22 protein-coding genes are annotated in these 26,377 nt (G+C 73.4%); 11 read left to right on the top strand and 11 right to left on the bottom strand.

Annotated features, from left to right (window positions below):
- Positions 1-464 precede the first annotated feature (464 nt).
- Entirely contained in the window at positions 465-1,475 is a 1,011-nt protein-coding gene (locus IG64_RS09175; protein WP_037853990.1) for a questin oxidase family protein, read from the top strand.
- 220 nt (positions 1,476-1,695) lie between these two features.
- The gene (locus IG64_RS09170) at positions 1,696-2,964 is read left to right on the top strand and encodes an ROK family transcriptional regulator (RefSeq protein WP_037853989.1); all 1,269 of its coding nucleotides are present in this window, start codon (positions 1,696-1,698) and stop codon (positions 2,962-2,964) included.
- 137 nt (positions 2,965-3,101) lie between these two features.
- On the opposite strand, the gene IG64_RS09165 is transcribed toward IG64_RS09170, so the two are convergent.
- From IG64_RS09165 to IG64_RS09150, 4 genes are read right to left on the bottom strand one after another with little or no spacing between them, the layout of a single operon-like run.
- The gene (locus IG64_RS09165) at positions 3,102-4,505 is read right to left on the bottom strand and encodes a GH1 family beta-glucosidase (protein ID WP_037853988.1); all 1,404 of its coding nucleotides are present in this window, start codon (positions 4,503-4,505) and stop codon (positions 3,102-3,104) included.
- A gap of 31 nt (positions 4,506-4,536) precedes the next feature.
- Positions 4,537-5,364 (bottom strand): carbohydrate ABC transporter permease, encoded by an 828-nt coding sequence (locus IG64_RS09160; protein ID WP_078883909.1) that lies wholly within the window; start codon positions 5,362-5,364, stop codon positions 4,537-4,539.
- Between the two features lie 5 nt (positions 5,365-5,369).
- The gene (locus tag IG64_RS09155; RefSeq protein WP_037853984.1) at positions 5,370-6,320 is read right to left on the bottom strand and encodes a carbohydrate ABC transporter permease; all 951 of its coding nucleotides are present in this window, start codon (positions 6,318-6,320) and stop codon (positions 5,370-5,372) included.
- 11 nt (positions 6,321-6,331) lie between these two features.
- Positions 6,332-7,648 (bottom strand): ABC transporter substrate-binding protein, encoded by a 1,317-nt coding sequence (locus IG64_RS09150; protein ID WP_078883898.1) that lies wholly within the window; start codon positions 7,646-7,648, stop codon positions 6,332-6,334.
- 281 nt (positions 7,649-7,929) lie between these two features.
- Between IG64_RS09150 and yicI the strand changes: the two genes are divergently transcribed.
- Positions 7,930-10,200, top strand: a complete 2,271-nt coding sequence (gene yicI / locus IG64_RS09145; protein ID WP_037853980.1) for an alpha-xylosidase — start codon at positions 7,930-7,932, stop codon at positions 10,198-10,200.
- Between the two features lie 79 nt (positions 10,201-10,279).
- On the opposite strand, the gene IG64_RS09140 is transcribed toward yicI, so the two are convergent.
- Positions 10,280-10,771, bottom strand: coding sequence for a DUF1360 domain-containing protein (locus IG64_RS09140; RefSeq protein ID WP_037853978.1), 492 nt, complete (start codon positions 10,769-10,771; stop codon positions 10,280-10,282).
- A 358-nt stretch (positions 10,772-11,129) separates the two neighbouring features.
- On the opposite strand from IG64_RS09140, the gene ctaD reads away from it, so the two are divergent.
- Complete coding sequence (gene ctaD / locus IG64_RS09135) at positions 11,130-12,863, top strand: cytochrome c oxidase subunit I (protein ID WP_078883897.1); 1,734 nt, start codon at positions 11,130-11,132, stop codon at positions 12,861-12,863.
- Positions 12,860-13,276 (top strand): cytochrome c oxidase subunit 4, encoded by a 417-nt coding sequence (locus tag IG64_RS09130; RefSeq protein WP_037853976.1) that lies wholly within the window; start codon positions 12,860-12,862, stop codon positions 13,274-13,276. Before ctaD ends, IG64_RS09130 begins: the two co-directional genes overlap by 4 nt.
- Before the next feature lie 127 nt (positions 13,277-13,403).
- Here IG64_RS09130 and IG64_RS09125 read toward each other — a convergent pair whose 3' ends face one another.
- The 4 genes from IG64_RS09125 to IG64_RS09110 all read right to left on the bottom strand — a co-directional run bounded on the left by IG64_RS09125 (position 13,404) and on the right by IG64_RS09110 (position 16,562).
- Complete coding sequence (locus IG64_RS09125; RefSeq protein WP_037853975.1) at positions 13,404-15,026, bottom strand: ubiquinol-cytochrome c reductase cytochrome b subunit; 1,623 nt, start codon at positions 15,024-15,026, stop codon at positions 13,404-13,406.
- 51 nt (positions 15,027-15,077) lie between these two features.
- Positions 15,078-15,431, bottom strand: a complete 354-nt coding sequence (locus IG64_RS09120) for a hypothetical protein (RefSeq protein ID WP_037853973.1) — start codon at positions 15,429-15,431, stop codon at positions 15,078-15,080.
- Positions 15,432-15,604: 173 nt separating this feature from the next.
- Positions 15,605-15,973 carry a DUF6479 family protein gene (locus IG64_RS09115; RefSeq protein WP_037853971.1) on the bottom strand — a complete coding sequence of 123 codons (369 nt, stop codon included), beginning with the start codon at positions 15,971-15,973 and terminating at the stop codon, positions 15,605-15,607.
- Between the two features lie 187 nt (positions 15,974-16,160).
- A complete protein-coding gene (locus IG64_RS09110; RefSeq protein ID WP_037853970.1) occupies positions 16,161-16,562 on the bottom strand; it encodes a ChaB family protein in 402 nt (133 codons plus the stop codon).
- A gap of 205 nt (positions 16,563-16,767) precedes the next feature.
- Here IG64_RS09110 and IG64_RS09105 point away from each other — a divergent pair, with 205 nt between their 5' ends.
- The 4 genes from IG64_RS09105 (at position 16,768) to IG64_RS09090 (ending at position 20,302) form a co-directional block, all read left to right on the top strand.
- Complete coding sequence (locus tag IG64_RS09105; protein ID WP_037853968.1) at positions 16,768-17,160, top strand: ferredoxin; 393 nt, start codon at positions 16,768-16,770, stop codon at positions 17,158-17,160.
- 284 nt (positions 17,161-17,444) lie between these two features.
- Positions 17,445-18,326: an oxygenase MpaB family protein gene (locus IG64_RS09100; protein ID WP_051812584.1), complete on the top strand. Its 882-nt coding sequence runs from the start codon at positions 17,445-17,447 to the stop codon at positions 18,324-18,326.
- Between the two features lie 84 nt (positions 18,327-18,410).
- On the top strand, positions 18,411-19,988 hold the full coding sequence (locus IG64_RS09095; RefSeq protein WP_051812574.1) for a phytoene desaturase family protein: 1,578 nt from the start codon (positions 18,411-18,413) through the stop codon (positions 19,986-19,988).
- Positions 19,989-20,110: 122 nt separating this feature from the next.
- Entirely contained in the window at positions 20,111-20,302 is a 192-nt protein-coding gene (locus tag IG64_RS09090; protein ID WP_037853965.1) for a DUF2795 domain-containing protein, read from the top strand.
- 283 nt (positions 20,303-20,585) lie between these two features.
- Here IG64_RS09090 and IG64_RS09085 read toward each other — a convergent pair whose 3' ends face one another.
- Positions 20,586-22,382: a serine hydrolase domain-containing protein gene (locus tag IG64_RS09085; protein ID WP_037853963.1), complete on the bottom strand. Its 1,797-nt coding sequence runs from the start codon at positions 22,380-22,382 to the stop codon at positions 20,586-20,588.
- A 230-nt stretch (positions 22,383-22,612) separates the two neighbouring features.
- Here IG64_RS09085 and IG64_RS09080 point away from each other — a divergent pair, with 230 nt between their 5' ends.
- Positions 22,613-24,121 (top strand): fatty acyl-CoA synthetase, encoded by a 1,509-nt coding sequence (locus IG64_RS09080; protein WP_037853962.1) that lies wholly within the window; start codon positions 22,613-22,615, stop codon positions 24,119-24,121.
- A gap of 182 nt (positions 24,122-24,303) precedes the next feature.
- Positions 24,304-24,996, top strand: a complete 693-nt coding sequence (locus IG64_RS09075) for a GNAT family N-acetyltransferase (protein ID WP_078883908.1) — start codon at positions 24,304-24,306, stop codon at positions 24,994-24,996.
- On the opposite strand, the gene paaK is transcribed toward IG64_RS09075, so the two are convergent.
- Entirely contained in the window at positions 24,968-26,260 is a 1,293-nt protein-coding gene (gene paaK / locus IG64_RS09070; RefSeq protein WP_037853961.1) for a phenylacetate--CoA ligase PaaK, read from the bottom strand. The two genes, IG64_RS09075 and paaK, sit on opposite strands and share 29 nt — an antisense overlap.
- Positions 26,261-26,377 lie beyond the last annotated feature (117 nt).

The following is a 26,377-nucleotide window of genomic DNA, read 5'->3' as shown; positions in this document are numbered from 1 at the left end:
GAGAACCGGCGTCTGGCGGAACCGGCGCGGGCGGTCCCCGCACGGGTGAGAGGGAGCCGCACGGACAGAACGTGTCCGGCTCGGTACTCACAGTAGGAACAGCAGGGGTCGGGGACCGCGCCGGTGTGCTCCATCCGGGCGTACGGCCGCGGCACCCGCGCGCCGTCCCGCACGCGCCCCGCAGTCCAGCGCGCGGCCGCCGTCCCGCACGCGGCCGCAGTCCGACGCGCGGCGGGCCGTCCGGGGCGCGGCAGCAGTCCGGCGCCCGGCCCGCACCGCGCCCTTCGACGCCTCGCGAAGGGCAGCCGGTGAGGCCTGTGCGGAAAGCTCCGCGGAGGCCCGTGCGCAAGGTCCCCCCGCGGCAGTCCTACGCCGTCCCGCCTAGGACCGGACGCGCGGATCCGGCGGTGACTCAGGACTTCCGCCCGTTCCGCCGCCGCGGACGGCCGCCTAGCGTCCTCGCCATGGCACAGACAGGGATTCTCGACGAAGCGCTCCAGCGACTGCACCGGTCGGGCCCGGAACGGCTCGGGCGACTCACCAACCACGCGCCGATGGCCGTCGAGGCGCTGGCCGCGCACGGGCAGGCGGGCGCGGTGCACCGCTGGCTCGATCTGTACACCGGCAGACTGGAGGACTTCCCCTCCGGCACCGAACCCGTCACGGCCGCCGACTGGCGTACGGCGCTCGGCGATCCGCGCCGGGTCGCCGACTGGATCGGCCACTTCGAGCGCGAGATCGCCGAACGCCCCTGGCGCGACGTGCTCACCGAGTGGTGGCCCCGGCTGCTGCCCGGCATGTACGGCGGCTCGACGCACCCGGTGATCCGGGTCGGCCACGCCGTACGCACCCTGCTGACCGGCGGGAGCACCGGGCCGCGCCTGGCCGAACTGGCCCACGGCCTCGGCTACTGGGCCGCCCGTCACCGTCCCGTGGCGGACCTCGTGCCGCTGCCCGGCGCCGCGAGCGCGGCCGGTGCCCTCGACGCGGTGGTGCCCATCGCGGAGCAGGACGGAGGCTTCCCGGACCGGCTCGGCCGCGTCACGGGCCTGCCCGTGTGGGCCGCCGCGGTCACCGACGCCGACGAGGCGCACCGGCGACTCACCGAACTGGTGCGCGCGGCGACCCACCGGTACGCCACACACGGCCACGGCGAGCCGACGATGCTGGTCCACGCCGCGACGGCACCCAACGCCGTGCTGCGCACGCTGCCCGCACTGCCCCGGGTGCTGTGGGCCCCGAGCCTGCGGGCCGCCTGGACGGCGTCCGCGGCGGTCACCGCCATGTACGCCCCCAGGGACCCGGTCGCGTACGCGCCCCCGGGCACGTTCGCGCCGGAAGAGGTCTTCGAGCGGGCCCTCGTCCACGGCGACGAGCACGTCATCAAACTCACCGACACCGCCCTCGACGTCGGCGACGCGCAGGCGCTGGCCGCCGCGCTGCGTGCCGTCGAACTGAGCGAACCCCTGGTGTGACCCGGGATCCCCGGTGTGACCCCAACTCCCGGGCGACCCTGGTGCGGCCCCGTGCCCCGCCGGGGTGCCCGCGCGCCGCGCCCCGGGGTGCCCGCCCGCCTCCCGCGGGCCGCCGCCCCGCCGCCCGACCGGCCGCGGGCCGTCTCCGCCGCGTGCCGGGCGGCCCCGGCCGGTCGCGGGTCGAGACCCGGTCCGCCGCGTCGTTACGCTCGGCACCACGATGAAGAACCACACCACTGAGCTGGGGCCGAAGGCCGACAAGGTCACCGTCCGACGGCACAACCTCAGCCTCGTGCTGCGGACCGTGCACGACGCGGGCGAGGTGACACGGGCCCAGATCGCCACCCGGGTCGGACTGACCCGGGCCGCGGTGTCCTCCCTAGTCGAGCAGCTGCTCGCCCACGGCTTCGTCACCGAGTCGGGCAAGACGAGCAGCGGCCAGGCGGGCCGCCCCGGCACGGTGCTCAAGGTCGCCCGGACCGGCCCGGCGGGCCTCGGCGTGGAGATCAACGTCGGCCACGTCGTCGCCTGTGTCGTCGACCTCGCCGGCACCGACCGGGTGCGGCTGGAGGAACACGTCGACAACCGCGGGGTGCCGCCGTCGCAGGTGCTGCGGCGCGCGGCCCGGCTGGCCGCACGGGCGCTGGATTCGGCCTCCGCACAGGGGCTCGAACCGGTCGGCGCCCACGTGGCGGTGCCGGGCCTGGTCACCGGCGGCTCCGTCCGGCAGGCCCCCAACCTCGGCTGGCGGCGCGTCCCCGTCGAGGGACTGCTCGCGCAGGCGCTGAGCGCGCTGCGGCCCGGCCGTCCGGCGCTGCCGGTCAGCTCCGACAACGAGGCGAACGCCGCCGCGCTCGCGGAGCTGTGGTACGGCGCCGGGACGGAGGGAGTGCGCAGTTTCCTGTATCTCACCGGGGAGATCGGCATCGGCGGTGCCCTCGTGCTCCGGGGCGAACTGCTGCGCGGCGCGCACGGTTTCGCCGGCGAGATCGGGCACATGGTGGTCGACCCGGACGGGCCGCTGTGCCGGTGCGGCGCCCGGGGCTGTCTGGAGCAGTACGCCGGTCAGGCCGCCCTGCTGGACGCGTCCGGCGTCGGCACGGACGCGGGCGTGCCGGGTGTCGCCGAACTCCGGCGCCGGGCGCGGCGCGCGGACCCCGCCGCGCTGTCCGCGATGGAGCGGGCCGGGCGGCAGTTGGGCGTGGCGGTGTCGGGAGCGGTGAACCTGTTCGACCCGGACGCCGTGATGCTCGGCGGCGTCTACCGGGAACTGATCGAGTGGCTGGCCCCGGCCGTCGACCGTGAGCTGGCGCGCCGGGTGGTCTCCGGGCTGTGGCGCGAGGACCGGAGCAGGCTGCGGGCGGCCTCCGCGCTGGGCGACGCGGCCCGGGGCGCGGCCGGAGTCGTCGTACGGGAGGTACTGGCCGACCCGGCCGCCTGCGCCGAGCGCGCCGCGAGCGGCCCGGACCCGCACGAGGCGCGTGCCTGACCCGCGCGGCGGTCCTCTCCCACGGAGTGGCGCGGGCCCCCGCGGCGACCGGTCCCGTGGCGGGGCCGGCTCCCGCAGTGGCCGGGCCTGACGGGGCCTGCCCCCGTGGCGGCCGGCCCCGCGTCGCCCTGCCTCGCTCAGCCGCGTTGCGCGGCGATCAGCGACCTGTACCAGTGGTAGCTGTCCTTCGGGGTGCGCCGCTGTGTGTCGTAGTCGACCCGGACGATGCCGAAACGCTTGTCGTAGCCGAACGCCCACTCGAAGTTGTCCAGCAGCGACCACACGTAGTAGCCGCGGACGTCCACCCCCGCGTCCATGGCGGCCCGCAGCGCGCCGAGGTGGTCGCGCAGGTAGGCCACCCGGTCGGTGTCGTGGACCGCGCCGTCGGGACTCACCTCGTCCTCCTCCGCCGACCCGTTCTCCGTGATGTGCAGCGGCGGCAGGGCGTCCCCGTAGCGCTCCTTGAGGGAGACCAGCAGGTCGGTGAAGGTGGCGGGGGCGACCGGCCAGCCCATGGCGGTGCGGCGGGCCCCCGCGAGCGGCACCTCCTGGTAGCGGTTGTCCGTGGCCACGCGCCGGTCGGGGTCGCTCTCGCGGTAGGGGGCGTCGGCGACGACGACCGGCCGGTAGTAGTTGACCCCGAGGAAGTCCAGCGGCTGGGAGATCAGCTCCAGGTCGCCCTCGCGCCGGAAGTCCTGCCCGCTGATCAGCTCGCCCCAGGTCTCCTCCTCCGTGTCCGGGTAGCGGCCCGCGAGGAGGGGCTCGGTCCACACCAGGTTGTGCTGGGTGTCGGCGCGCACCACGGCCGCCAGGTCGGCGGGGGAGCCGGTGGCGGGCAGGTTGCGGTCCAGGTTGAGGGTGATGCCGACCTCGCGCACCCCCGCCGCGCGCAACGCCCGCACGGCCAGTCCGTGGCCGACCAGCAGGTGGTGGGCGGCGGCCAGCGCGCCCCGGCCCTCCTTGGCGCCGGGCGCGTGGCGCCCGACGGAGTAGCCGAGGAACGCGCTGCACCACGGCTCGTTGAGGGTGATCCAGCGCGGCACGCGGTCGCCCAGGTGCTCGGCGACGACCGCCGTGTACTCGGCGAACCGCTCGGCCGTCTCCCGGACCCGCCAGCCGCGCCCCGCGGCGGAGCCGCCTTCCGACGGGGTCTCCAGGGCCTGCGGCAGGTCCCAGTGGTAGAGCGTGGCGGCCGGTTCGATGCCGGCCGCGAGCAGTTCGTCGACCAGCCGGGAGTAGAAGTCCAGGCCCTTCTGGTTCACCGGGCCCGTGCCGTCCGGCACGATGCGTGGCCAGGCGATCGAGAAGCGGTACGAGCCCACGCCCAGGCCGCGCAGGAGTGCCACGTCCTCGCGGTAGCGGTGGTAGTGGTCGCAGGCCACGTCACCGGTGTCGCCGTTGGCGACCAGGCCGGGGGTGTGGCTGTAGGTGTCCCAGATCGACGGGCCGCGTCCGTCCTCCCGTGCCGCGCCCTCGATCTGGTACGAGGCGGTCGCGGCGCCGAGGACGAAGCCGGGCGGGAAGCCGAGGTGGTCGCTCATGCGGTGCTGCTCATCTCCGTGTTCTGGGGCGTCACTTGACGGAGCCGCCGGTGATGCCGGCGGCGATGTACTTCTGGGCGAGGACGAGGAGGACGGCTGCCGGGACGGCGGAGAGGACGGAGGCGGCCATGACGGAGCCCCAGTCGCCGACGTGGGCGCCGATGTACTGGTAGATGCCGAGGGTGACCGGCTTGACGTCGTCGGTGGTGTTCAGGGTGAGGGCGAACATGAAGTCGCTCCACGCGAACAGGAAGGCGAACAGGCCGGAGGTGATCAGGGAGTTGCGGCTCATCGGCAGCACGACTCGCACGAACGTCCGCACGGGTCCGGCGCCGTCCATCTGGGCGGCTTCGATGACTTCGCCCGGGATGGACACCATGAAGGAGCGCATCAGGACGATCGAGAACGGGATGCCGAGAGAGGCGTCGGCCAGCATCAGGCCGAAGTAGGAGTTGACCAGGCCGAGGTCGGTGTAGGAGTTGTAGAGCGCGTTGGCGATGACGATGCCCGGCACCATCTGGGTGATCAGTGTGCCGAACACGATGGTGCGTGTGCCGGGCAGCCGGAACCGGGCCAGTGCGTAGGCCGCGGGGGCGGAGATCGCCAGGCAGATGACGACCGCGCCGAGCGAGACGGCCAGCGAGGTGAGCAGGTGGGAGCCCTGGTCGCCGAGGGCCTTGGAGAAGCCGGACAGGTCCAGGCTCCCGGGCACCGGGTCGACCTGGAGCAGTCCGGATGCGGGCTGGAGGGCGGTGTTGAGCATCCAGTACAGCGGGAAGAGCATCACGCACAGGATGAGCACGCCGGCGGCGGTGGAGCCCCAGCGGCGCCTGGAGGTCTTGGGCGTCTGAGAGGCCACGGACGTCACTTCCCCTCGGTGCGGTTGGCCCGCAGGTAGAACACCGCGAACACGGCGGAGACAAGGATGAGTACGTTGCCGACGACGGCGCCCGCGCCGAAGTCCAGCTGCACGAAGGAGTTCTGGTAGGTCAGCGTGCCCAGGGTCTGGGTGGCGTCGGCGGGGCCGCCGTCGGTGAGCGCGAGGATCAGGTCGAGGATCTTGACCGTCGACATGAAGCCGAGGACGAGGACGACCGTGATCACCGGGCGGAGCATCGGCAGCGTGACGGAGCGGAAGGTCCGCCAGGCGGAGGCGCCGTCCAGGGAGGCGGCCTCGTGCAGTTCCCCGGGGATCTCCTGCAGTCCCCCGTAGAGGATGACCATGTTGAAGGGGACGCCGATCCAGATGTTGACGAGGATCACCGACAGCAGGGCCATACCGGGGCTGGTCAGCCAGGGGGTGTGCCCGCCCAGGCCCAGTGTGCCGAGGAACGAGTTGAGCACGCCGGTGTCCTGGTCGAGGATGCGCCGCCACACGATGCCGGACACCACCATCGGCACCAGCCAGGGCAGCAGGATCAGGGAGCGCAGCACTCCGCCGAGGGGGAACCTCCGGCTGAAGAACACCGCGAGCGCGAGGCCGATGCAGAACTGTCCGAGCAGTGATCCGACGGTGAACACCAGCGTGTGCCACAGTGCCTTGCCGAACAGGGCGTCCTGGAAGACCTTCGACCAGTTGTCGGCGCCGTTGAAGGGGGCCTCACCGGTGAAGAAGGTCTTCGGCGTGTAGTGCTGGAAGCTCATCACGACGTTGCGGACGAGCGGGTAGCCGAAGAACAGGAGCATGAAGACGACGGCGGGGGCGACGAACCCCCACCGCGCGAGGCTGCGGCGCAGCCGCAGCCGCCGCGGATCCGGGGCACCGGCGCTCTGCTCGGCGGCGGGCACCGGGACGGTGACGGTGGACGTGGTCATGGGCGCGTACCTCAGTTCCCGCTCGTGGCCCGCTGCTGGGCGCGCGTCAGGGCGGTCTTGCTCGACTCGCCGGTCAGGGCCGACTGGAAGGCGCTCTGCAGGGCGAGCGACACGCTCGACCAGCCGGCACCCAGCTCGGCCGTACGGGAGCGGGCCGCCGCCACCTGGTCGGCCAGGGCGTCCAGTTCGGGCACCCGCTCGCGCCACACCGCGGCGGCCCGCTCGTCCGCCGGGACCATCCAGCTGTTGAGCGCGTAGGTCAGCTGCTCCTTCTCACCGGCCAGACAGGCGACGATCCGTCCGGCCTCCTTCTCCCGGGCCCGGTCGCCGGTGTTCGGCACGGTGAGCACCGCACCGCCGAGGGGCCCGACGGACTTGTCCCCGGCCCGGGGCACCGGGATCTGCGCGATGCCCCAGTGCAGCGACTTCTTCGTGTTCAGCGTCTCCACCTGCCACGGGCCGTTGATCATCATCGCGGCGTTGCCGGCCATGAACTGGTCGTTGACGTCCGCCTGCGTCCAGCTGACCGTCGACTTCGACAGCGAGCCGTCCTTCAGCAGCGACTTCCAGAAGTCCAGGGCCTCGACGACGCGGGGGCCGTCGAGCCGGGTCTCGTCGCCGCCGTTGGACCACATGAACGGGGTGAACTGGAAGACGCCGTCCTCGGCGCCGCCCGCGCTGAGCGCCACTCCGTACCGCTTGCCGTGGGTCAGCTTCGCGGCGGTGGCGCGCAGCTCGGCCCAGGTGGTGGGGACCTTCAGGCCCGCCTCGGCCAGGACGTCCTTGTTGTAGAAGAGCGCCAGCGTGTTCACCGAGCGGGCCGCCCCGTAGTAGGTGCCCTTGTAGGAACCGAAGTTGACGATGCCCTGGGGGACGTGACCCGTGCTCAGGCCCAGGGTGCGCAGGTCGGTCAGCCCGCCCGCCTCGGCGAACGTCGGCATCTCCGAGGCGTCGAACTGCACGATGTCGGGCAGCGACTTCGAGGACGCCATGCGCAGGGCCTTCGTCATCACCTGTGCGGCCGGGACGCTCTGCTGCTCGATGGTGACGCCGAGCTGCTCGCCGCAGCGGGCCATCGCCTGGGCGTCCCAGCGGTGGTAGGACTCGTCGGTCGAGGAGTTGAGCACGGTGTAGACGCCGGCGTCGCGCTGCTGACCGCAGCCGGTCAGACCCGCGCCGGCGACCAGGGCGAGGACGGCGGTGAGCGGCGCGAGAGCCCGGCGTGAGCGCCCGCCGCCCGTGGCAGCCGGGTCCCGTCCCGGCCTGCCGAAGGTCCACACCCCGGTCGTGAACCGATCTTCAGGAGTCGCGTTGAAGCGCTTCGACATGCTGCGGCCCTTGCTGTCGTGTCGCCCGGCGGCGTCGCCGGAGGCTTTGTTTGCTGAGATGACTAATACGTCAATCGCTGGCGCCGCGCTAGCCCTGTACGCGTGTTCGTTCGCGCACCCTTCGAAGTGGCACTCCGTGTCGATGCGCAAAAAATGCCTGGTCAGTCGCGCCAGTATGAGGCAAGACACCTGTGCGGGCCTATTTGTTCTGTGTACGATCAAAATGCCGGGCGACAGCCTGCGCAGCCCCGCCGAACAGTCCCGCTCCCCCGAGGAAGACCATGAAGTTCACCAACGGGTTCTGGCGCATCCGCGACGGCGTCCAGCTCGGGTACGCCACCGAGGTTCGCGACGTACGCATCGAATCGAAGCGCTTCACCAGTTATGCCGCCGTGCAACGGGTGACCCGCAGAGGGGACACCCTCAACGCCCCGCTCCTCACCGTCGACTGCTTCTCACCCGCCGAGGGCGTCATCGGCGTCCGCGTCACCCACCACGCCGGCAAGCGGCAGCCGGGCCCGGACTTCGCCCTGGCGGCCGAGCCGGGCGGCGCCGGTGAGGTCCGCCGGGACGGCACCGTCACCGAACTGGTCAGCGGCCCGCTCACCCTGCGCCTGGACCGCGGGGCCCCGCACACCCTGACCTTCCACGGCGCGGACGGGCGGGAGCTGACCCGGGCCGGCCGCAAGGGCACCGCCTTCGCCACCACCGACGACGGAGCGCACCACGTCCTCGCCCAGCTCGCGCTCGGCGTCGGCGAGCAGATCTACGGCCTCGGCGAGCGCTTCACCCCGTTCGTCAAGAACGGCCAGGTCGTCGACGTCTGGCAGGCCGACGGCGGCACCAGCAGCGAGCAGGCCTACAAGAACATCCCCTTCTACCTGTCCTCACGCGGTTACGGCGTCTTCGTCAACCACCCCGGTGCCGTCTCCTTCGAGGTCGGCTCGGAGTCCGTGGGACAGGTGCAGTTCAGCGTCGAGGACCAGACGCTGGAGTACTACGTCGTCGCGGGTCCCACCCCCAAGGACGTCCTCACCCGCTACACCGCCCTCACCGGCCGCCCGGCCCTGCCCCCCGCCTGGTCCTTCGGCCTGTGGCTGACCACCTCCTTCACCACGGACTACGACGAGAAGACGGTGATGTCCTTCGTCGACGGCATGGCCGAGCGCGGCATCCCGCTCTCCGTCTTCCACTTCGACTGCTTCTGGATGCGCGAGTACCAGTGGTGCGACTTCCGGTGGGACCCCGACGTCTTCCCCGACCCCGAGGGCATGCTCGCCCGGCTGAAGGCCAAGGGCCTGAGGGTCAGCGCCTGGATCAACCCCTACATCGCGCAGAAGTCCCCGCTGTTCGAGGAGGCCGCCGCGCTCGGACACCTGGTGCGCAGGCCCGACGGCGACGTGTGGCAGTGGGACCTGTGGCAGGCCGGCATGGGCCTGGTCGACTTCACCAGCCCCGACGCCCGCGCCTGGTTCCAGGCGAAGCTGAAGCCGCTGCTGGACCAGGGCGTGGACTGCTTCAAGACGGACTTCGGCGAACGCATCCCCACCGACGTCGTCTGGCACGACGGCTCCGACCCGGAGCGCATGCACAACTACTACACCCACCTGTACAACCGGACGGTCTTCGAACTCCTGGAGAAGGAGCGCGGGCAGGGGGAGGCCGTGGTCTTCGCCCGGTCCGCGACAGCGGGCGGCCAGCAGTACCCCGTGCACTGGGGCGGCGACTGCTGGTCGTCGTTCGAGGCCATGGCCGAGTCGCTCCGGGGCGGCCTGTCCCTGTCGCTGAGCGGTTTCGGCTTCTGGAGCCACGACATCGGGGGCTTCGAGGGAACGCCCGACCCGGCGGTCTTCAAGCGCTGGCTGGCCTTCGGCCTGCTCTCCTCCCACAGCCGCCTGCACGGTTCGTCGTCCTACCGCGTGCCGTGGGAGTTCGGCGAGGAGGCCGTCGACGTCGCCCGGCGCTTCACCCTGCTCAAGCACCGCCTCATGCCCTACCTGTACGGGGTGGCCGTCGAGGCCCACCGCACCGGCGTCCCGGTGATGCGGCCGATGGTCCTGGAGTTCCCGCACGACCCGGCCTGCCGCCCGATCGACCGCCAGTACATGCTCGGCCCCGACGTCCTGGTCGCCCCGGTGTGCAGCGAGGACGGAGAGGTGGAGGTGTACCTGCCCGAGGGCACCTGGACCCACCTGCTGAGCGGAGAAAGGGTCACCGGGCCGGTGTGGCGCACCGAACGCCACGGCTACGACAGCCTGCCCCTCTACGTCCGCGAGGGCGCCGTCCTGCCCCTGGCCGCCGAGGACGAGCGGCCCGACGGCGACTGGCTGGCCAGCCTCACCCTGCTCGTCCACCCGTCGGACGCGCCCGACGGCGTCCGCCCGGTCCGCGTCCCCGACCTGAGCGGTGCCACTGCCGCCGAGTTCCGCGTCCGGCGCGAGGGCCGGCTGCTGCGGGTCACCGCCGAGGGCACCGACCGGCCCTTCACCGTGCGGGTCGCGGGCGGTGCGAGCGCCGAGGGCGCGGGCGAGGTCACCGTCCCGCTCGGATGACCGCGCGAGCGTCCTCGGGAGGTCCGTGCGCGGCCGGCGCCCTCGGCACCGGCCGCCACGGCCCTCCGGGGCGCGCGGTTCAGCCCTCGGCCTCCTGCTCGGTGAGTGTCCAGGCGTACTGGAGCCAGTCCGCCGCCGTGACCGCACCCAGAGCCGCGCAGATCAGCCGGGTGGCCCGGGGTGCGCAGACGTAGCCGCCGGTCAGGGCGCCGGCCACCCACACCGAGGTGCAGAACGGGCAGGCCACCAGGTCGCCGACCGCGCGCCGGACGCCGCTGCCGCGCGGCTCGTCCATGACCTCACCCGCGGGCAGCTCCTCGCCGCGCCGGGTGAAGGGCGCCCGCAGGAAACTGGTGACCTTGTCCTTGGTCAGCAGCCTGGAGGCCTTGAACGTCGCCGCCCCCAGCAGGGCCACGTCCCACGGCGGCACCCGCTCGGGCAGCCGGACGCCCCGCCGTCGGGCCACCCCGGCGAAGAGCGCCGCGCCCGCCGTGAACGTCGCCGCGAGCGCGGCGTATCCGCCCAGGGGCACCTCGTCACGGTCGTCGTACGACTCCTGTGCGGCCGTCATGGAACACCCTCCTTCACCGGTCCCGCCGATCGCGGACCCAGGCCCGGGTGCCCAGCGGCGCCCCGCGCCACACGTGCGCGGACGACGCCTGCCCCCGGTCCCGCACGTGCGCGGACGTCGCCTGCCCCCGGTCCCACCGTGCGGAAGAGACCCGCCCCCGGGCCCCCACGCGCGGACGGCACCTGCCGGTCCCGCACGTGCAGGGAGACGGCCGCCTCCCGTCGTCGCACGCCTCGGCCGCCCTCCCCATGACCCGGGCGCGCCGGCCGTCCGCCCCGGCCCGCCCCGCGCACCGCCGGCCGGCCCCCGCCGGCGCACGGGAGGCTTGGTTCCGGTCTTTCCGGGTACCCACGGCGCCATGGCGGTGGGCAGGACGACGACGCGAGGACCGCGCGGGGGATCCGGGGGACCGGGGGGAGCCGGGGGAGGAACGGACCCGGCACTCGGACGGGCCCTGCTGCGCTGGGCCACCACGACCGATCACAAGGTGATCGGCAACCTCTACATGGCGACGGCCTTCTCGTTCTTCCTCTTCGGCGGGGTGCTCGCCCTGCTGATGCGGGCCGAACTCGCCCGGCCCGGCCTTCAGTTGGTCAGCGCCGAGCAGTACAACCAGCTCTTCACCATCCACGGCACGGTGATGATGCTGCTGTTCGCCACCCCGATGTTCGCCGGGTTCACCAACGCGGTCATGCCGCTGCAGATCGGCGCGCCCGACGTCGCCTTCCCGCGGCTCAACGCGCTGTCCTACTGGCTGTACCTGTTCGGCGGGCTGATGGTGGTGTCCGGATTCCTGGTGCCCGGGGGAGCGGCCGGCTTCGGCTGGTTCGCCTACGCGCCGCTCAACAGCGCGATCCGCAGCCCCGGCGCGGGCGGCGACCTGTGGGTGATGGGCCTGGTGGTCACCGGCGTCTCCACGACGCTGGGCGCCGTCAACTTCATCACCACGATCCTGTGCCTGCGCGCCCCCGGCATGACCATGTTCCGGATGCCGATCTTCACCTGGAACGCGCTGTTCACCTCGATCCTCGTGTTGCCCGCCTTCCCCGTCCTCACCGCCGCCCTGCTCGCCCTGGAGGCCGACCGGAAGTTCGGCGCGCGGATCTTCGAGGCCGGAGACGGAGGCGCCCTGCTGTGGCAGCACCTGTTCTGGTTCTTCGGGCACCCCGAGGTGTACATCGTCGCCCTGCCGTTCTTCGGCATCGTCTCGGAGATCATCCCGGTCTTCAGCCGCAAACCGATCTTCGGCTACGTCACCCTGGTCGGTGCCACCATCGCCATCACCATGCTCTCCGCGGTGGTGTGGGCGCATCACATGTTCGCCACCGGCGCGGTGCTGCTGCCCTTCTTCTCCCTCATGTCGTTCCTCATCGCGGTGCCCACCGGCGTGAAGTTCTTCAACTGGATCGGCACCATGCACAAGGGGTCGCTGTCCTTCGAGACGCCCATGCTGTGGTCGCTCGGCTTCATGGTGACCTTCCTGCTCGGCGGGATGAGCGGCGTGCTGATCGCCTCCCCGCCGCTCGACCTCCACCTCACCGACAGCTACTTCATCGTCGCCCACCTGCACTACGTGCTCTTCGGCACCGTGGTGTTCGCGATGTTCGCCGGGTTCTACTTCTGGTGGCCGAAGTTCACCGGCCGGTTTCTCGACGAACGGCTCGGGAAGATCCACTTCTGGACCCTCTTCGCCGGCTTCCAGACCACGTTCCTCGTGCAGCACTGGCTCGGTGAGGCGGGCATGCCCCGCCGTTACGCCGACTACCTGGCCGCCGACGGCTTCACCGCCCTCAACACCGTCAGCTCCATCGGCGCCTTCCTGCTCGGCCTGTCCACCCTGCCGTTCCTGTACAACGTCTGGAAATCGGCCAGGAGCGGGCGCCGGGCGGAGACCGACGACCCCTGGGGCTACGGCCGTTCGCTGGAGTGGGCGACCTCCTGCCCGCCCCCGCGCCACAACTTCACCGCGCTGCCCCGCATCCGCTCCGAGTCCCCGGCGTTCGACCTCCACCACCCGGACGTGGCCCGGGGGAACGGAACGACGAACGGCGGGGGACCGGCCGGCCGACCGACCCGAGAGGCGCCCCTGTGAAAACCGAGGCACGGCTCTTCACCGGCGTGGCGGTCTTCTTCGCCCTCACCGCCGCCGGTTACGGATGGTGGGCGGCGGAGCCCGCCGGCACCGCCGCCCTGGCCGTCACCTGCCTGACGGCCGCGCTCATCGCCTTCTTCCTGCGCGTGCAGCACCGCAGGCGCGGCCCGCGCGCGCAGGACCGCCAGGACGCCGAGGTCGTCGACACGGCCGGACCGCTGGCCTTCTTCTCCCCGCACAGCCCCTGGCCCGTCGTCGTCGCGCTCGGCGCCGTGCTGCTCGCCCTGGGCGTCGTCCTCGGCCTCTGGCTGGTCCTGATGGGTTTCGGAGTGCTCGGCTGCGGGGTCCTCGGCCTGGTCTTCCAGCACGCCGGCCGCGACGACGAGCGCGGCGGCGCGCCCACCGGCCCGTAGCGCACCGGCCGGAGCACAGGAGCCGCACCCACCGGCCCGTAGAGCGCACCGGCCGGAGCGCAGGGGCCGCACCCACCGGGGCAGCGGACACACCGGCCGGAGCGCAGGACGCCGTGCCTGCCGCCGCTCAGCGTTGCGGCCCGCGCCCCGCACCGGGCTCCGGCGCTCTCTCCTGAACGCCCGGCCCCTGCCCACCGTCCTGGGAGTACCAGGAGTTGAGAGTGGCCCGCAGCCGTCCCGCCCGGGACGCCTCCCCGTCGGCGTCCTCCGGTGAGGTGAGGGGCCGGGGCACCCGCCGGGCCCGTACGGCACACCGGGTCTCCTCGTCGACCGGCACGCGCCGCTCGGTGTAGCCGCCGCTCACCGTCTGCCGCACCTCGCCGGTCTCCTCGCCCTTCGCCGGCCGCTCCGCCTCGGCCTCCCGCAGGGCGAGGCAGAGCCGTTTGGTGACCATGAGGGACAGTGGCGGCAGCAGGACCAGACAGACGCGGAAGGTCCAGGTCAGCGCGTTCAGGGAGACCTTGAAGGTGTGGGCGAGGATGTCGTTGCCGCCCGCCGCGAGCAGCACCGCGTAGAAGCTCAGCCCGGCAACGCCGAGTCCGGTGCGTACGGGCCTGTCGCGGGGCCGGTCGGCCAGGTGGTGCTCCTGACGGTCACCGGTGACCCACGCCTCGAAGAAGGGGTACGCGTACAGCACGCCGAACAGGGCGAGCGGCAGGACGACGGCGGGCAGGAAGACGTTCCACATCACGGTGTGCCCGGCGACGGAGGTCTCCCACGGCGGTACCAGCCGCAGCGAGCCTTCCAGGAACCCGACGTACCAGTCGGGCTGGGACCCGCTCGACACCACGTCGGGGCGGTAAGGGCCGTACTTCCAGATGGGGTTGACCTGCGCCACCCCGGCGAGCAGCGTCAGGACGCCGGAGACGGTGCAGAGCAGCCCCAGTGAACTCGCCGCGAACTGGGGGTACAACGGCTTGCCCACCACGTCGGCCTCGGTGCGGCCCCGGCCCGCCCACTGGGTGTGCTTCAGGTGGAACACCAGGATCAGGTGGGCGGTGACGAGGGCGAGCAGCAGGCCCGGGACGAGCAGGACGTGCAGCGAGTACAGCCGCGGGATCACCTCGTGCCCGGGGAACTGGCCGCCGAGGACGAGGAATCCGACGTACGTCCCGACGACCGGGACCGACAGCATGACGCCCTGCGCGATCCTCAGCCCTGTCCCCGACAGCAGGTCGTCCGGCAGTGAGTAGCCCGCGAAGCCCTCGGCGAGCGCCAGCAGGAGCAGGGTCACGCCGATCATCCAGTTGATCTCGCGGGGGCGGCGGAACGCGCCGGTGAAGAACACGCGCAGCATGTGCACGCCGATCGCGGCGACGAAGACCAGCGCGGCCCAGTGGTGCAGCTGCCGGATCAGCAGCCCGCCGCGCACGTCGAAACTGATGTGCAGCGTGGAGCGGTAGGCGGCCGACATGCGGACGCCGTCCAGCGGGGTGTAGGCGCCGTGGTAGACGACCTCGGTCATGTCCGGACGGAAGAACAGCGTCAGCCAGACACCGGTCACCAGCAGCACCACGAAGCTGTACAGGGCGATCTCGCCCAGCAGGAACGACCAGTGCTCGGGGAAGGCCTTCCGCAGAAGGCGCCCCGCTTCGTACACGGGTGCCCGCCCGTCGAGGTGGTCGGTGGTCCGCTCGGCCGCGTCACGGAGCCCGGCCGCGGCCCGGGCCCTCCTCCTCCGCATCAGCACGGCGCACGGGTGCCCGTGCGCCGCTGCCGGAAACCAGGCGTGACGCTTCCTCTACGTGCGGTCGCCCTTCGGCTTGCCCCGCTGGTCCGGAGTGCCGTGCGGCGGCGGGCTGGACGGCTGCGGCGAGGTCGCCGGGGTCACGGGGGAGCCGGCGTGCCCCTCCCGCCGCTCGGGGCGCGGTGCGGCGGGGTCGCCCGGGGTGGGCCGGGCGCCCGACTGGAGCTGCCGCAGGCGGGCGGTGAGCACCTCGGTCGCCGGCGGCCGGTCGGCGTGGGTGCGTTCGTGGGCGAGCAGCTCCTCCACCGCCTCGGCGGGCAGGGAGCGCACCCGGCTCTCCAGGGACCCGAGGGGCAGCTGGTCGTAGTCGGGCAGGGGCAGGGCGCTGCGGCCGGTGTCGTCGGCCATGGATCTCACTTCCCTCGGGTGCGAGGACCGCGCGCAGCGGTCCCTCGGTGCGACGGTCTCGTGTTCGCGGGACGGGACCCGGTGCGCCGGTCCCGCGGGCCGGCGCACCCGCCGCGGCGCGGGCCGTTGCCGGGGCCCCGGTGCGGACCCCGGCCACGGCCCGGTGGCGCGGGTCAGTGGCGGCCGGAGCCGCCGCTGCCGAACGAGCCGCTGCTCCCCTCGTTCCACCGGGGGCGCGTCTGCGTGGGGCTCGTCCGCGAAGCGGCGTTGCCGTGCGCCGGCAGACGGTGCGGCGTCAGCCGTTCGCCGTCCCGGGGCACCTCGTGGGGCTCACGGTTCTCCAGCACCTCGCCGACCGGGCCGGAGTCGGGCAGACGCGGCTGCTCCTGAGGGCGCGGCGGCGCGGGCTCGCGCCGGCGGATGCGCGCGCCCATCCAGAACGCGCCGATCAGCAGGGCCACCAGGACCAGCCCGGCGACGAACGGCCAGATGCCGATCGCGGCCCCGTCGGCCGCGGCGATGTCCAGCGATGCGTTGCTCATGGAGCGCGGGTACCCCTGGCCGCGCCGGCGAACCGGGGCGCTGCCGGGCCGCGGCGGCCGGACCCGCTCCCGCCGCGCGAAGCGACGGCCCGGCCGGGGACCGGTGCGCCACGGCGCGCCAGGTCCTGTCGTCACCTTCCCGTCTGCCCCGCCCTGCGGGCGCACGACGGGTGTGCGACGACGCGGCCTAGGAGCGCGCCTGACGGGTCCGGGAGCGGTTCGCCTTGCGGATCGCCGCCAGGAGTTCGTCCTTGGTCATGCGCGAGCGCCCCTCGATGTCCAGGCGCTTGGCCACGTCGTACAGGTGCTCCTTGGACGCGCTCTCGTCGACGCCCTCGCCGCTGCGCCCTCCGCTCCCGCGGGGCCGGGCCGACTGCGGGTCGGAGGGGCCCTTCCGCCCGCCCTCCTTGCGCTCCCAGTGGTCGCCGACCTTCTCGTACATGTGCTTCAGCGCGCCGTACGCCACCCGGTGGGCCCGCTCGCCCTCGCCGTACGTCTCGACGGCGGAGTCGTGGGCCTTGATCCAGGTGCGCTGGGCGTCCCGGGAGGAGCGCTCCAGCGTCGACGGCAGCTCCTGTCGTCCGGGCACGGACGTCCACCTCCGCGGTGCGGTCGTGCCCCGGTGCCCCGCGGCGTTCCGGATGCTTTTCTCACGTTCCGGTGCTCTGCGGGATCATCCGGTGCTTTCTTTGCTTTCCGGGTGCCGCACGGGTGCCCGACAGGGTGGCCGGAAAACCGCTCAGGCCCGCGGTGGCACGGGGTTTGGCGGGTACGGCACCGGCTACTCGCGAGATGTGACCACGACGCATACGACATCATCGACGCCTTCGCAACAGGAACTCGTCCAGTTCCTGGAGGACCGTTTCGCGTGTGCGCAGGCGTGCACGGAGTGCGCGCGGGCCTGTGCGCTGCGCGCGAGCCTGGTGGATGTGGGCGGGGGTGAGGAGCAGGACCTCCTGCGGCGCAGGGGCATCATGTGCGCGGAGGTCTGCGACGCCACCTGCAGGGTGCTGTCCGAGCAGAACAGCCAGGACGAGGCCGGTATCCGTGCCCAGCTGGAGTGGTGCGTGACCGTCTGCCTGGAGACCGCCCACGTCTTCGACCGGCACCCGGGTGCGGAGCAGGCCGCGGACGCCTGCCGGACCTGCGCCAAGGCCTGCGGGGAGTTCACCGCGGTCCTGGACTGACCACGAGGCGGCCCCATGGGCACCACCGGCACGGCCCGCCCGGCGCGGCACGCGCCGCACGGCAGAACGCGCGCCCCCGAGCGGTCCGCTGCACGATGTCCCACGCGGTCCGCTTCACGACCTACCACGCGGTCGGCGTCACCCCGCACGGCGTGCGCTCCCGCCACGGCATCCCTCCCGGCACGGCCTGCGCGCCCCCGGCGGCGTGCGGCCGGGGGCGCGGCGGTGCACGGCGCGCGGGGCGCCCGTCGACGTGCCCCGGGCGCCGCGTTAGCCTGCCGGACGTGGAGACCATACGCACGGCCGCGACCGTGCCCACGGATGACGGGGACGCGGGGCTCTTCGGACCGGACTCGGTGACCTGGCAGGTGCACAGCGATCCGATGATGTGGGTCGCGGGCATCCGGGCGCTGTACCTCCAGGCACTGCACCCCCGCGCCGTGCGCGCGGTGATGGAGAACTCCGACTTCCGGCGCGACGCCTGGGGCCGGCTGATGCGCACCGCGAACTTCGTCGGCACGACCACCTACGGGACCACGGACGCCGCTGAGAAGGCGGGCGCCCGGGTCCGCAGGATCCACCGCCTGCTGTCGGCCACCGACCCGGACACGGGCGAACGGTACGCCGTCGACGCGCCCGAGCTGCTGCTGTGGGTGCACTGCGCGGAGATCGACTCCTACCTGAACGTCCTGTGGCGGTCCGGTTTCCCGCTCACCCGCGCACGCGCCGACCGCTACGTCGCCGAACACCGCGCGAGCGCCCGGCTGGTCGGCCTCGACCCGGACACGGTGCCCGCGAGCCGGCCGGAACTGGCCGCCTACTTCGACTCCGTGCGGCCCCGGCTCGCCGCGGGCGCCGACGCCCGCGCGGTGGACGACTTCCTGCGCCGCCCGCCGGTGCCCCTCGCGCTCGTGCCCGCGCGCGAGCTGCTCTGGCGGCACGTGGCGCACCTGGCCTACGCCTGCCTGCCGCCGTACGCGCACGAACTGTACGGCCGGCCCGCCCCCGCGCCCGGCGTCGTCACCCGCCGGCTGCGGGCCACCGGCGCGCTGCTGCGCTGCGTGCCCGCCCAGGTGCGCTGGCAACTGCCGCCCCAGCACATCCTCCGCGCCGTGGCACGGCTGGGCCCGGCGGCACGTCCCGCCCCCCGCAGGGCCGGTCCGTAGCCTGCCCGCCCGGCGGGCACCGGGCCTGCGGCACGCGCCCGTCGCGGCCCTGGCCGCCCGGACGTCCGCGTGCTACCAAGAGCCATGAGCGCACACGACGCACAGGGCGGCTACGACGTGGTGATCGTCGGCGGCGGGCACAACGGCCTGGTCGCCGCGGCCTACCTGGCCCGCGCCGGCCGGTCGGTGCTGGTACTCGAACGGCTGGACCGCACCGGCGGGGCGGCCGTCTCCACCCGCCCGTTCGCCGGGCAGGACGCGCGGCTGTCCCGCTACTCCTACCTGGTCAGCCTGCTGCCCGCCAAGATCGTCCAGGAGCTGGGCCTCGACGTCCGGCTGCGCACCCGCGCCGTCTCGTCGTACACCCCCGCCGTGCGGGAGGGCAGGCACACCGGGCTGCTCGTGGGCGGCGGCCGGGAGCGCACCCGGGAGGCCTTCGCCCGGTTCACCGGATCCGACCGTGAGTGGCAGGCCTGGCAGCGCTTCTACGCCATGACCGGACGGGTCGCCCGGCGGGTCTTCCCCACGCTGACCGAACCGCTGCCCGGCCGTGCGGAACTGCGTCGCCGCATCGACGACGAGGACGCCTGGCGCATGCTGTTCGAGGAGCCCGTCGGCGTCGCCGTGGAGGACTTCTTCGCCGACGACCTGGTCCGCGGAGTGGTCCTCACCGACGCCCTCATCGGCACCTTCGCCGACGCCCACGACCCGGCCCTGCCGCAGAACCGCTGCTTCCTCTACCACGTGATCGGCGGGGGCACCGGGGACTGGAACGTCCCGGTCGGCGGCATGGGCGCCCTGACCGACGCCCTCGCGGACGCGGCGCGCGCCGCCGGCGCCCGCCTCCTCACCGGGCACGAGGCCGTCCGCGTGGACGCAGACGGGCGAACCGCCGAGGTCACCTACCGGACCGCGGACGGCGAGGGCACGGTCGGCGCCCGGCACGTGCTGGTGAACGCCTCCCCGCAGGTCCTGGCCGAGCTGACCGGCCAGGAGCCGCCCGAGCCCGCGGAGGGCGCCCAGCTGAAGGTGAACATGCTGCTCAGCCGGCTGCCCCGGCTGCGCGACACCTCCGTCGACCCGAGGGAGGCGTTCGCCGGCACCTTCCACATCGCCGAGGGCTACCGGGCACTGGCCACGGCCCACGCGCAGGCCGCCGCCGGTGAGCTGCCCGCCGCGCCGCCCTCGGAGATCTACTGCCACTCCCTGACCGACCCCACCATCCTCGGTCCGGAGCCGGCCGAGCGGGGCTGCCACACGCTCACCCTGTTCGGTCTGCACACCCCGGCCCGGCTGTTCGCCCGGGACAACGACGCCGTACGCGAGGAACTGCTGAAGTCGACGCTCGCCCAGCTCGACGCCCACCTCGCCGAACCGCTCGCCGACTGCCTGGCCACCGACGCCGAGGGACGGCCGTGCATCGAGGCGAAGACGCCGCCGGACCTGGAACGGGACCTCGGCCTGCCCGGCGGCAACATCTTCCACCGGGCACTGAGCTGGCCGTACGCCCAGGAGGGCACCGGCCGCTGGGGTGTGGAGACCCGGCACGCCAACGTGCTGCTGTGCGGCGCCGGCGCGGTGCGCGGGGGCGGGGTCAGCGGTGTGCCCGGGCACAACGCCGCCATGGCGGTGCTGGAGGGGACCCGGGGGCAGGACAGCTGAGGGCACCGTGGGAGCAGGGGGCGGCCGGGGGCGATGCGCGGCAGGCGGTTGAATGTCCCCGCCGTCCCGGGGCACTCCGACAAGCGAGGCAAAACAGGACGAACCCCCCATCGGAGGCTCCCATGGCCGACCTCAGCCCGATCGACCTGCAGAAGGCCCTCAGCGGCGCGGACTATCCCACGGACAAACAGCACCTGGTCGAACGCGCCCGGAAGAACAAGGCCAACGAGAAGATCGTCAGCCGGCTCGACGGCCTCAGCCAGGACCACTTCGACGGCCCCAACGAGGTGCAGAAGGCCGTCTTCAACGAGTGACGGGTGACGAGTGACGGGTGACGAGTGACGGGTGTGACGGGTGACCGCCCCCCGACGCCCGTCGATCCGCGCGCCCGTGCGCCGGCCGTGGGCCTGCCGCACCGTTCCCGGAGGCAGGCCCGCGGCATGCACGCCACGGAATGTACGGAGTTCCACCGGACGCCCGGTTGCCCGGTTGCCCGGTTGCCCGGTCGAGCTTCGTCGTCCGGGCGTGCCCGGTCGTCCGGCGGTGCCAGTTCCGTCCAGGCGTGCCCGGCCGTCCGTCGGTCGGTCCGCCGGTCGCTCAGTCCGCGGAGGCGGTCCACCCCTGCGCCGTCACGCGGGACGCGTCCGCCGGGCGGACCTCGTCGAACAGGACGCGCCGGTGCGACTCGACGCGCTGGCCGTCGACGTAAGCGCCGCGCCCCACGTAGAGGCGGTCGGTCGAGTACCGCCAGCGCACCACCAGCTGCCGGGCCGCCGGCAGGTCGGCCGCGACCCGGTGCCAGACGCGCCCGGAGAAGCCGGTGGCGGTGCCCGCCGGGTGCTGCTGCGGCTGCTCGCCGCGGCGGGTCGCCGTGTACGGCACCGGCTGCCAGGTCGCGCCCCCGTCGGCGGAGGACTCCAGGGCGAGGACGTCCGACTGCGGCTCGGTGTCCCACCACAGGGAACAGCGCAGCCGTGCGCCGCCCGAGGAGGTGTCGAGCGCGGGCAGCGCCAGGGTCGCGGCGGAGGCGCTCGCCATCCCGGAGAACCAGGCGGTACGGCCCTGCTCGGGACGGACCGCGACGGCCCGTGCCAGGTTGTTCCCCGCCGCGACCCGGGGAGCCGAGCCGGAACGCCAGGTGCGCACCGGGTGCACGGAGTTGCCGAGGACCACGAGGAAGGAGTCGGTCGTCGGGTCCAGGACCAGCGACGTCCCGGTGAAGCCGGTGTGGCCCGCGGTGCTCGGGGTGGCCATCGCGCCCATGTACCAGTGCTGGTACAGCTCGAAGCCGAGGCCGTGCTCGTCGCCGGGGAAGGCGGTGTTGAAGTCGGTGAACATCAGCTCCACGGACTCCGGGCGCAGGATGCGCGCGTGCCCGTAGGCGCCGCCGTTGAGCAGGGTGCGGCCCAGCACCGCCAGGTCCCAGGCGCTGGAGAACACGCCCGCGTGCCCGGCCACCCCGCCCAGGCTGAACGCGTTCTCGTCGTGCACCTCACCCCACACCAGACCCCGGTCCAGGGCCGACCAGGGCCTGCGGGCGTCCTCGGTGGCGGCGATCCGCGGCTTCCAGGAGGCCGGCGGGTTGTACCGGGTGCTGCGCAGCCCGAGCGGTCCGGTGACCTCCTGGGCCAGCAGTACGTCCAGGGTGCGGCCCGTGACCCGCTCCAGGACCAGCTGGAGCGAGATCATGTTCAGGTCGGAGTACAGGTACACGGTGCCGGGCGGGTTCAGCGGCGCCTCGTCCCAGATCATCTCCAGCTTCTGCTCGTACGCCGGCGCGTCGTACAGCGGCAGGTCGGGCCGGAAGCCCGAGGTGTGCGTGAGCAGTTGACGGATCGTCACGTCCTGCTTGCCCGCCCGCCCGAAGTCCGGGAGGTAGGAGGCGACCTTCCCCTCCAGCTCCAGCGCGCCCCGCTCGATCTGCTGCACGGCCAGGACCGAGGTGAACAGCTTGGAGAGGGAGGCCAGGTCGAAGACCGTGTCCCGGGTCATCGGGTGCTGCTCGTCCGGCGGGAACTCCACACCGGTGTCGGTCTTCTCGTCGTACGACGCGTAGCGCACCGCCGTGCCGATCGGCTCGTGCAGCGCCACGGTGCCGCCGCGCCCGGCGAGCAGGACGGCGCCCGCGTACCACGGGTGTTCGGGGGAGGGGCCGAGGAACGCCTCGGCGTCGGTGACGAGTCGGCGCAGCGGACCGGGGAGCAGACCGGCGTGGCGCGCGGTGCCGTACCGCAGGGTCGTGGCGGCGGCCGGGTGCCGCGGCCCGTCGGACGCGGCAGCCGGCACCACGGGGAGGGTGCCGATGCCCAGTGCCCCGCCCAGGAGCAGGGAGACCCGGCCCAGTTGGCGGCGGGTGATCCCGCGTCCGTCCCTGTCTGCCCTGCCGTCGGTCATCGTGAGGCCTCCCGCCGCGCCGTCTGAAAGTATCTTTCGTGCGTTGCCGTGCGGGGTGAAACTTTCGTGTCAGAGCGGGTCCTTGTCAACGGGGTGTGCGCGAACGGCCCCCCGACGGACGAGAGTCGGCCCCCGGGGGTCCGCGCCCGCCGCGGAACCCGTCGGCCCCCGGCCGGAGGGGCGCGCCGGACGCTTGACCTCCTCGGGCGGCGGACCCAGGATCATGTGTCATGACGCCTGGACACGCCGGCACGGTCGACGCAGTGCTGCGGCACAGCGCCGGGCGCACGCCCGCGCGGACCGCCCTGGAGTACGGCGACCGCTCCTGGACGTACGCCGGACTCGACGACGCCGTCTCGCGCGCGGCGAGCGTCCTGCTGGGACAGGGCCTCGCTCCCGGTGACCGCGTCGCCGCCTACGGCCACAACTCCGACGCCTACCTGATCGCCTTCCTCGCGTGCGCCCGCGCGGGCCTCGTCCACGTGCCCGTCAACCAGAACCTCACCGGCGACGACCTCGCCTACATCCTGGGCCAGTCCGGCAGCGCCCTGGTCCTGACCGACCCCGGCCTCGCCGGCCGGCTCCCGGCCGGAGTGCGGCAGTTCGCCCTGCGCGACGCCGGCGGCTCCCTGCTCGCCGCCCTCCCCTCCGCCCCGCCCCACGACGGCCCCGCACCGCGCGGCGAGGACCTGGTGCAACTGCTGTACACGTCGGGCACGACCGCCCTGCCCAAGGGCGCGATGATGACCCACCGGGCCCTGGCCCACGCGTACCTGAGCGCGGTCGCGGCCCTCGACCTCGACGCGGACGACCGGCCCGTGCACGCGCTGCCGCTCTACCACTCGGCGCAGACACACGTCTTCCTGCTGCCCTACCTCGCCGTCGGCGCGACGAACATCCTCCTCGACGCACCCGACGGCGACCGCATCCTCGACCTGGTCGAGGCAGGCCGGGCCGACAGCCTCTTCGCGCCGCCCACGGTCTGGATCGGCCTGGCCAACCGCCCCGACTTCGCAGGCCGCGACCTCGGCGGACTGCGCAAGGCCTACTACGGCGCCTCGATCATGCCGGTGCCCGTCCTCGAACGGCTGCGCGCCCGGCTGCCGCACCTCGCCTTCTACAACTGCTTCGGCCAGAGCGAGATCGGTCCGCTGGCCATGGTGCTCGGTCCCGGCGAGCACGAGGGGCGGATGGACTCCTGCGGGCGGCCGGTGCGGTTCGTGGACGCCCGCCTCGCCGACGAGAACGGCGCGGACGTGCCCGACGGGACGCCCGGCGAGATCCTGTACCGCTCCCCGCAGTTGTGCGAGGGCTACTGGGACAAGCCCGAGGAGAGCGCCGACGCCTTCCGTGACGGCTGGTTCCGCTCCGGAGACCTCGCGGTGCGCGACGCCGAGGGGTACTACACGGTCGTCGACCGGGTGAAGGACGTCATCAACTCCGGGGGAGTGCTGGTGGCTTCGCGCCAGGTCGAGGACGTGCTGTACACCCATCCCGCCGTCGCCGAGGCGGCCGTGGTCGGTCTGCCCGACGAACGGTGGATCGAGGCCGTCACGGCCGTCGTCGTCCCGCGCGGCGAGGTCACCGAGGAGGAGCTGATCGCCCACGCCCGCGACCGTCTGGCGCACTTCAAGGCGCCGAAACGGGTCGTCCTCGTCGGGGAACTGCCGCGCAACGCCAGCGGCAAGATCCTCAAGCGGGAACTGCGCGACCGGCTCGCAGGCCCTGCGCGAACGTGAGCCCGCCCGCGCGAACGTGAGCCCGCCCCGTGCGGACGTGGACCGGGCGGCGCGGACGTGGACCGCCAGGCGTGGACCTGAGCCGGCCCGGCGCGGGCCACGACGGCGGCCACGAGGCCGCGGGGGCATCGGGCAGGACGGTGCCCACGGGGCCGGCGGGTGCATGGGGCACGATGGGGCCCATGCCGAGCCACGAGAGCACGACGGTCCCCCTGCCCGCGCACCGGACGGGGAAGGGGCCGGGCCCTCTGCCGCCGCACGAGACCGCAGGGGCGTCCCTGCCGCCGCACGAGAGCACCGACCGGCTGGACGCGCCGGCCACCGCGACCGCCCCCGCTCTCCTGCTGCGCCCGTGGGAACCGGCGGACGCCGCTCCTCTCGCCGAGCTGTACCGGGACGAGGCACTGCGCCGCTTCCTGAGCCACTCCCTCACCGACGAGGCGGACGCCGCCCGCTGGATCGAACAGCAGCGGCAGGGCCGGGAGGCCGGCGGCCGGTTCGCCTTCGCCGTGGTGGAAAGCGCGGCCCCGCACGCCGCGGGGCGCCTGGTCGGGCACGCCGTCGTCAAAGGCGTCGCCCCCGGCTCCCCGGCCGCCGAGGTCGGCTACTGGACCGCGGCCCACGCGCGCGGCCGGGGCGTGGCGCCCCGCGCGCTGGAGGCGCTGACCGGCTGGGCCTTCGCGGCGTTCGCCGCGCAGGGGCTGACCCGACTGGAACTCGTGCACCAGGCGGACAACACGGCGTCCTGCCGCGTCGCGCACAAGTGCGCCTACGAGCTGACCGGGACCCTGCCGGCCGCGCCGCCCGCCCACCCGCTCGACGGGCACGTCCACACCCGCACGCCGATCACGGGCGCAGGTCCACGATCCGCCTGATCTTGCCCACCGACCGCTCCAGCGACTCCGGTTCCACGATCTCCACCGCGACCGACACCCCGATGCCGTCCTTCACCGCCGCCCCGATGGAGCGGGCGGCCTCCTCCCGCACCTCGGGCCCGGCGCCGGGCCGGGCCTCGGCGCGGACCGTGAGGGCGTCGAGCCGGTCCTCACGGGTGAGCCGGAGCTGGAAGTGCGGCGCGACGCCCGGGGTGCGCAGCACGATCTCCTCGATCTGGGTCGGGAAGAGGTTCACCCCGCGCAGGATCACCATGTCGTCGCAGCGGCCGGTGATCTTCTCCATCCGCCGGAAGGGCCGCGCGGTGCCCGGCAGCAGCCGGGTCAGGTCCCGGGTGCGGTAGCGGATCACCGGCATCGCCTCCTTGGTGAGCGAGGTGAACACCAGTTCCCCCTCCGCGCCCTCGGGCAGCACCTCACCGGTGAGCGGGTCCACGACCTCCGGGAAGAAGTGGTCCTCCCAGATGTGCGGGCCGTCCTTGGTCTCCACGCACTCCTGCGCCACACCCGGCCCGATCACCTCCGACAGCCCGTAGATGTCGACCGCGTCGATCCCGCACCGCTCCTCGATCTCCCGCCGCATCTCCTCGGTCCACGGTTCCGCCCCGAAGACGCCGACGCGCAGGGAGGTGGAGCGCGGATCGACGCCCTGCCGCTCGAACTCGTCGAGGAGGGTGAGCATGTACGACGGCGTGACCATGATGATCCGGGGCTCGAGGTCCTGGATCAGCCGCACCTGGCGGGCGGTCATGCCGCCGGAGGCGGGCACGACCGTACAGCCGAGCCGCTCCGCGCCGTAGTGCGCGCCCAGCCCACCGGTGAACAGCCCGTACCCGTACGCCACGTGCACGACGTCGCCGGGCCGGGCGCCCGCCGCGCGCAGCGAGCGGGCCACCATGTCCGCCCACACCGACAGATCGCCCTCCGTGTAGCCGACGATCGTGGGGAGCCCGGTGGTGCCGCTGGAGGCGTGGATGCGGCGGATGCGCTCGCGGGGCACGGCGAACATCCCGTACGGATAGGTCGCGCGCAGGTCCGCCTTGTCGGTGAACGGGAAACGCGCCAGGTCGGCCAGCGAACGGCAGTCGTCCGGGTGCACCCCGGCCGCGTCGAAGGACGCGCGGTGGAAGGGGACGTTCTCGTAGGCGTGCCGCAGCGAGGCACGCAGCCGCTCCAGCTGCAGCGCCCGCAGCTCGTCGGTGCCCAGCCGTTCCCCCGAGTCCAGCAGCCGTGCCGCATCCGCCATCGGGACTCTCCCTCACCTGCCACGACAATACGGTCGATCCGGTCCGTCGACCGATCATTCGGTCGAGATCCTGGAGATCAGTAATCCAGGCCATCGGGCCGCAGGCAAGGGGCGGCG

The organism is Streptomyces sp. NRRL S-340, assembly GCF_000720185.1.
In the GTDB taxonomy this organism is placed as follows: domain Bacteria; phylum Actinomycetota; class Actinomycetes; order Streptomycetales; family Streptomycetaceae; genus Streptomyces.
This window is presented reverse-complemented; position numbering and strand designations above follow the sequence as displayed.

Excerpts from the sequence above, each read along its gene's own strand:
- IG64_RS09175 (WP_037853990.1), top strand. The coding sequence starts at position 465 with ATGGCACAGACAGGGATTCTCGACGAAGCGCTCCAGCGACTGCACCGG.
- IG64_RS09170 (WP_037853989.1), top strand. The coding sequence starts at position 1,696 with ATGAAGAACCACACCACTGAGCTGGGGCCGAAGGCCGACAAGGTCACC.
- IG64_RS09165 (WP_037853988.1), bottom strand. The coding sequence starts at position 4,505 with ATGAGCGACCACCTCGGCTTCCCGCCCGGCTTCGTCCTCGGCGCCGCG.
- IG64_RS09155 (WP_037853984.1), bottom strand. The coding sequence starts at position 6,320 with ATGACCACGTCCACCGTCACCGTCCCGGTGCCCGCCGCCGAGCAGAGC.
- IG64_RS09150 (WP_078883898.1), bottom strand. The coding sequence starts at position 7,648 with ATGTCGAAGCGCTTCAACGCGACTCCTGAAGATCGGTTCACGACCGGG.
- yicI (WP_037853980.1), top strand. The coding sequence starts at position 7,930 with ATGAAGTTCACCAACGGGTTCTGGCGCATCCGCGACGGCGTCCAGCTC.
- IG64_RS09140 (WP_037853978.1), bottom strand. The coding sequence starts at position 10,771 with ATGACGGCCGCACAGGAGTCGTACGACGACCGTGACGAGGTGCCCCTG.
- ctaD (WP_078883897.1), top strand. The coding sequence starts at position 11,130 with ATGGCGGTGGGCAGGACGACGACGCGAGGACCGCGCGGGGGATCCGGG.
- IG64_RS09120 (WP_037853973.1), bottom strand. The coding sequence starts at position 15,431 with ATGGCCGACGACACCGGCCGCAGCGCCCTGCCCCTGCCCGACTACGAC.
- IG64_RS09115 (WP_037853971.1), bottom strand. The coding sequence starts at position 15,973 with ATGAGCAACGCATCGCTGGACATCGCCGCGGCCGACGGGGCCGCGATC.
- IG64_RS09095 (WP_051812574.1), top strand. The coding sequence starts at position 18,411 with ATGAGCGCACACGACGCACAGGGCGGCTACGACGTGGTGATCGTCGGC.
- IG64_RS09090 (WP_037853965.1), top strand. The coding sequence starts at position 20,111 with ATGGCCGACCTCAGCCCGATCGACCTGCAGAAGGCCCTCAGCGGCGCG.
- IG64_RS09085 (WP_037853963.1), bottom strand. The coding sequence starts at position 22,382 with ATGACCGACGGCAGGGCAGACAGGGACGGACGCGGGATCACCCGCCGC.
- IG64_RS09080 (WP_037853962.1), top strand. The coding sequence starts at position 22,613 with ATGACGCCTGGACACGCCGGCACGGTCGACGCAGTGCTGCGGCACAGC.
- IG64_RS09075 (WP_078883908.1), top strand. The coding sequence starts at position 24,304 with ATGCCGAGCCACGAGAGCACGACGGTCCCCCTGCCCGCGCACCGGACG.
- paaK (WP_037853961.1), bottom strand. The coding sequence starts at position 26,260 with ATGGCGGATGCGGCACGGCTGCTGGACTCGGGGGAACGGCTGGGCACC.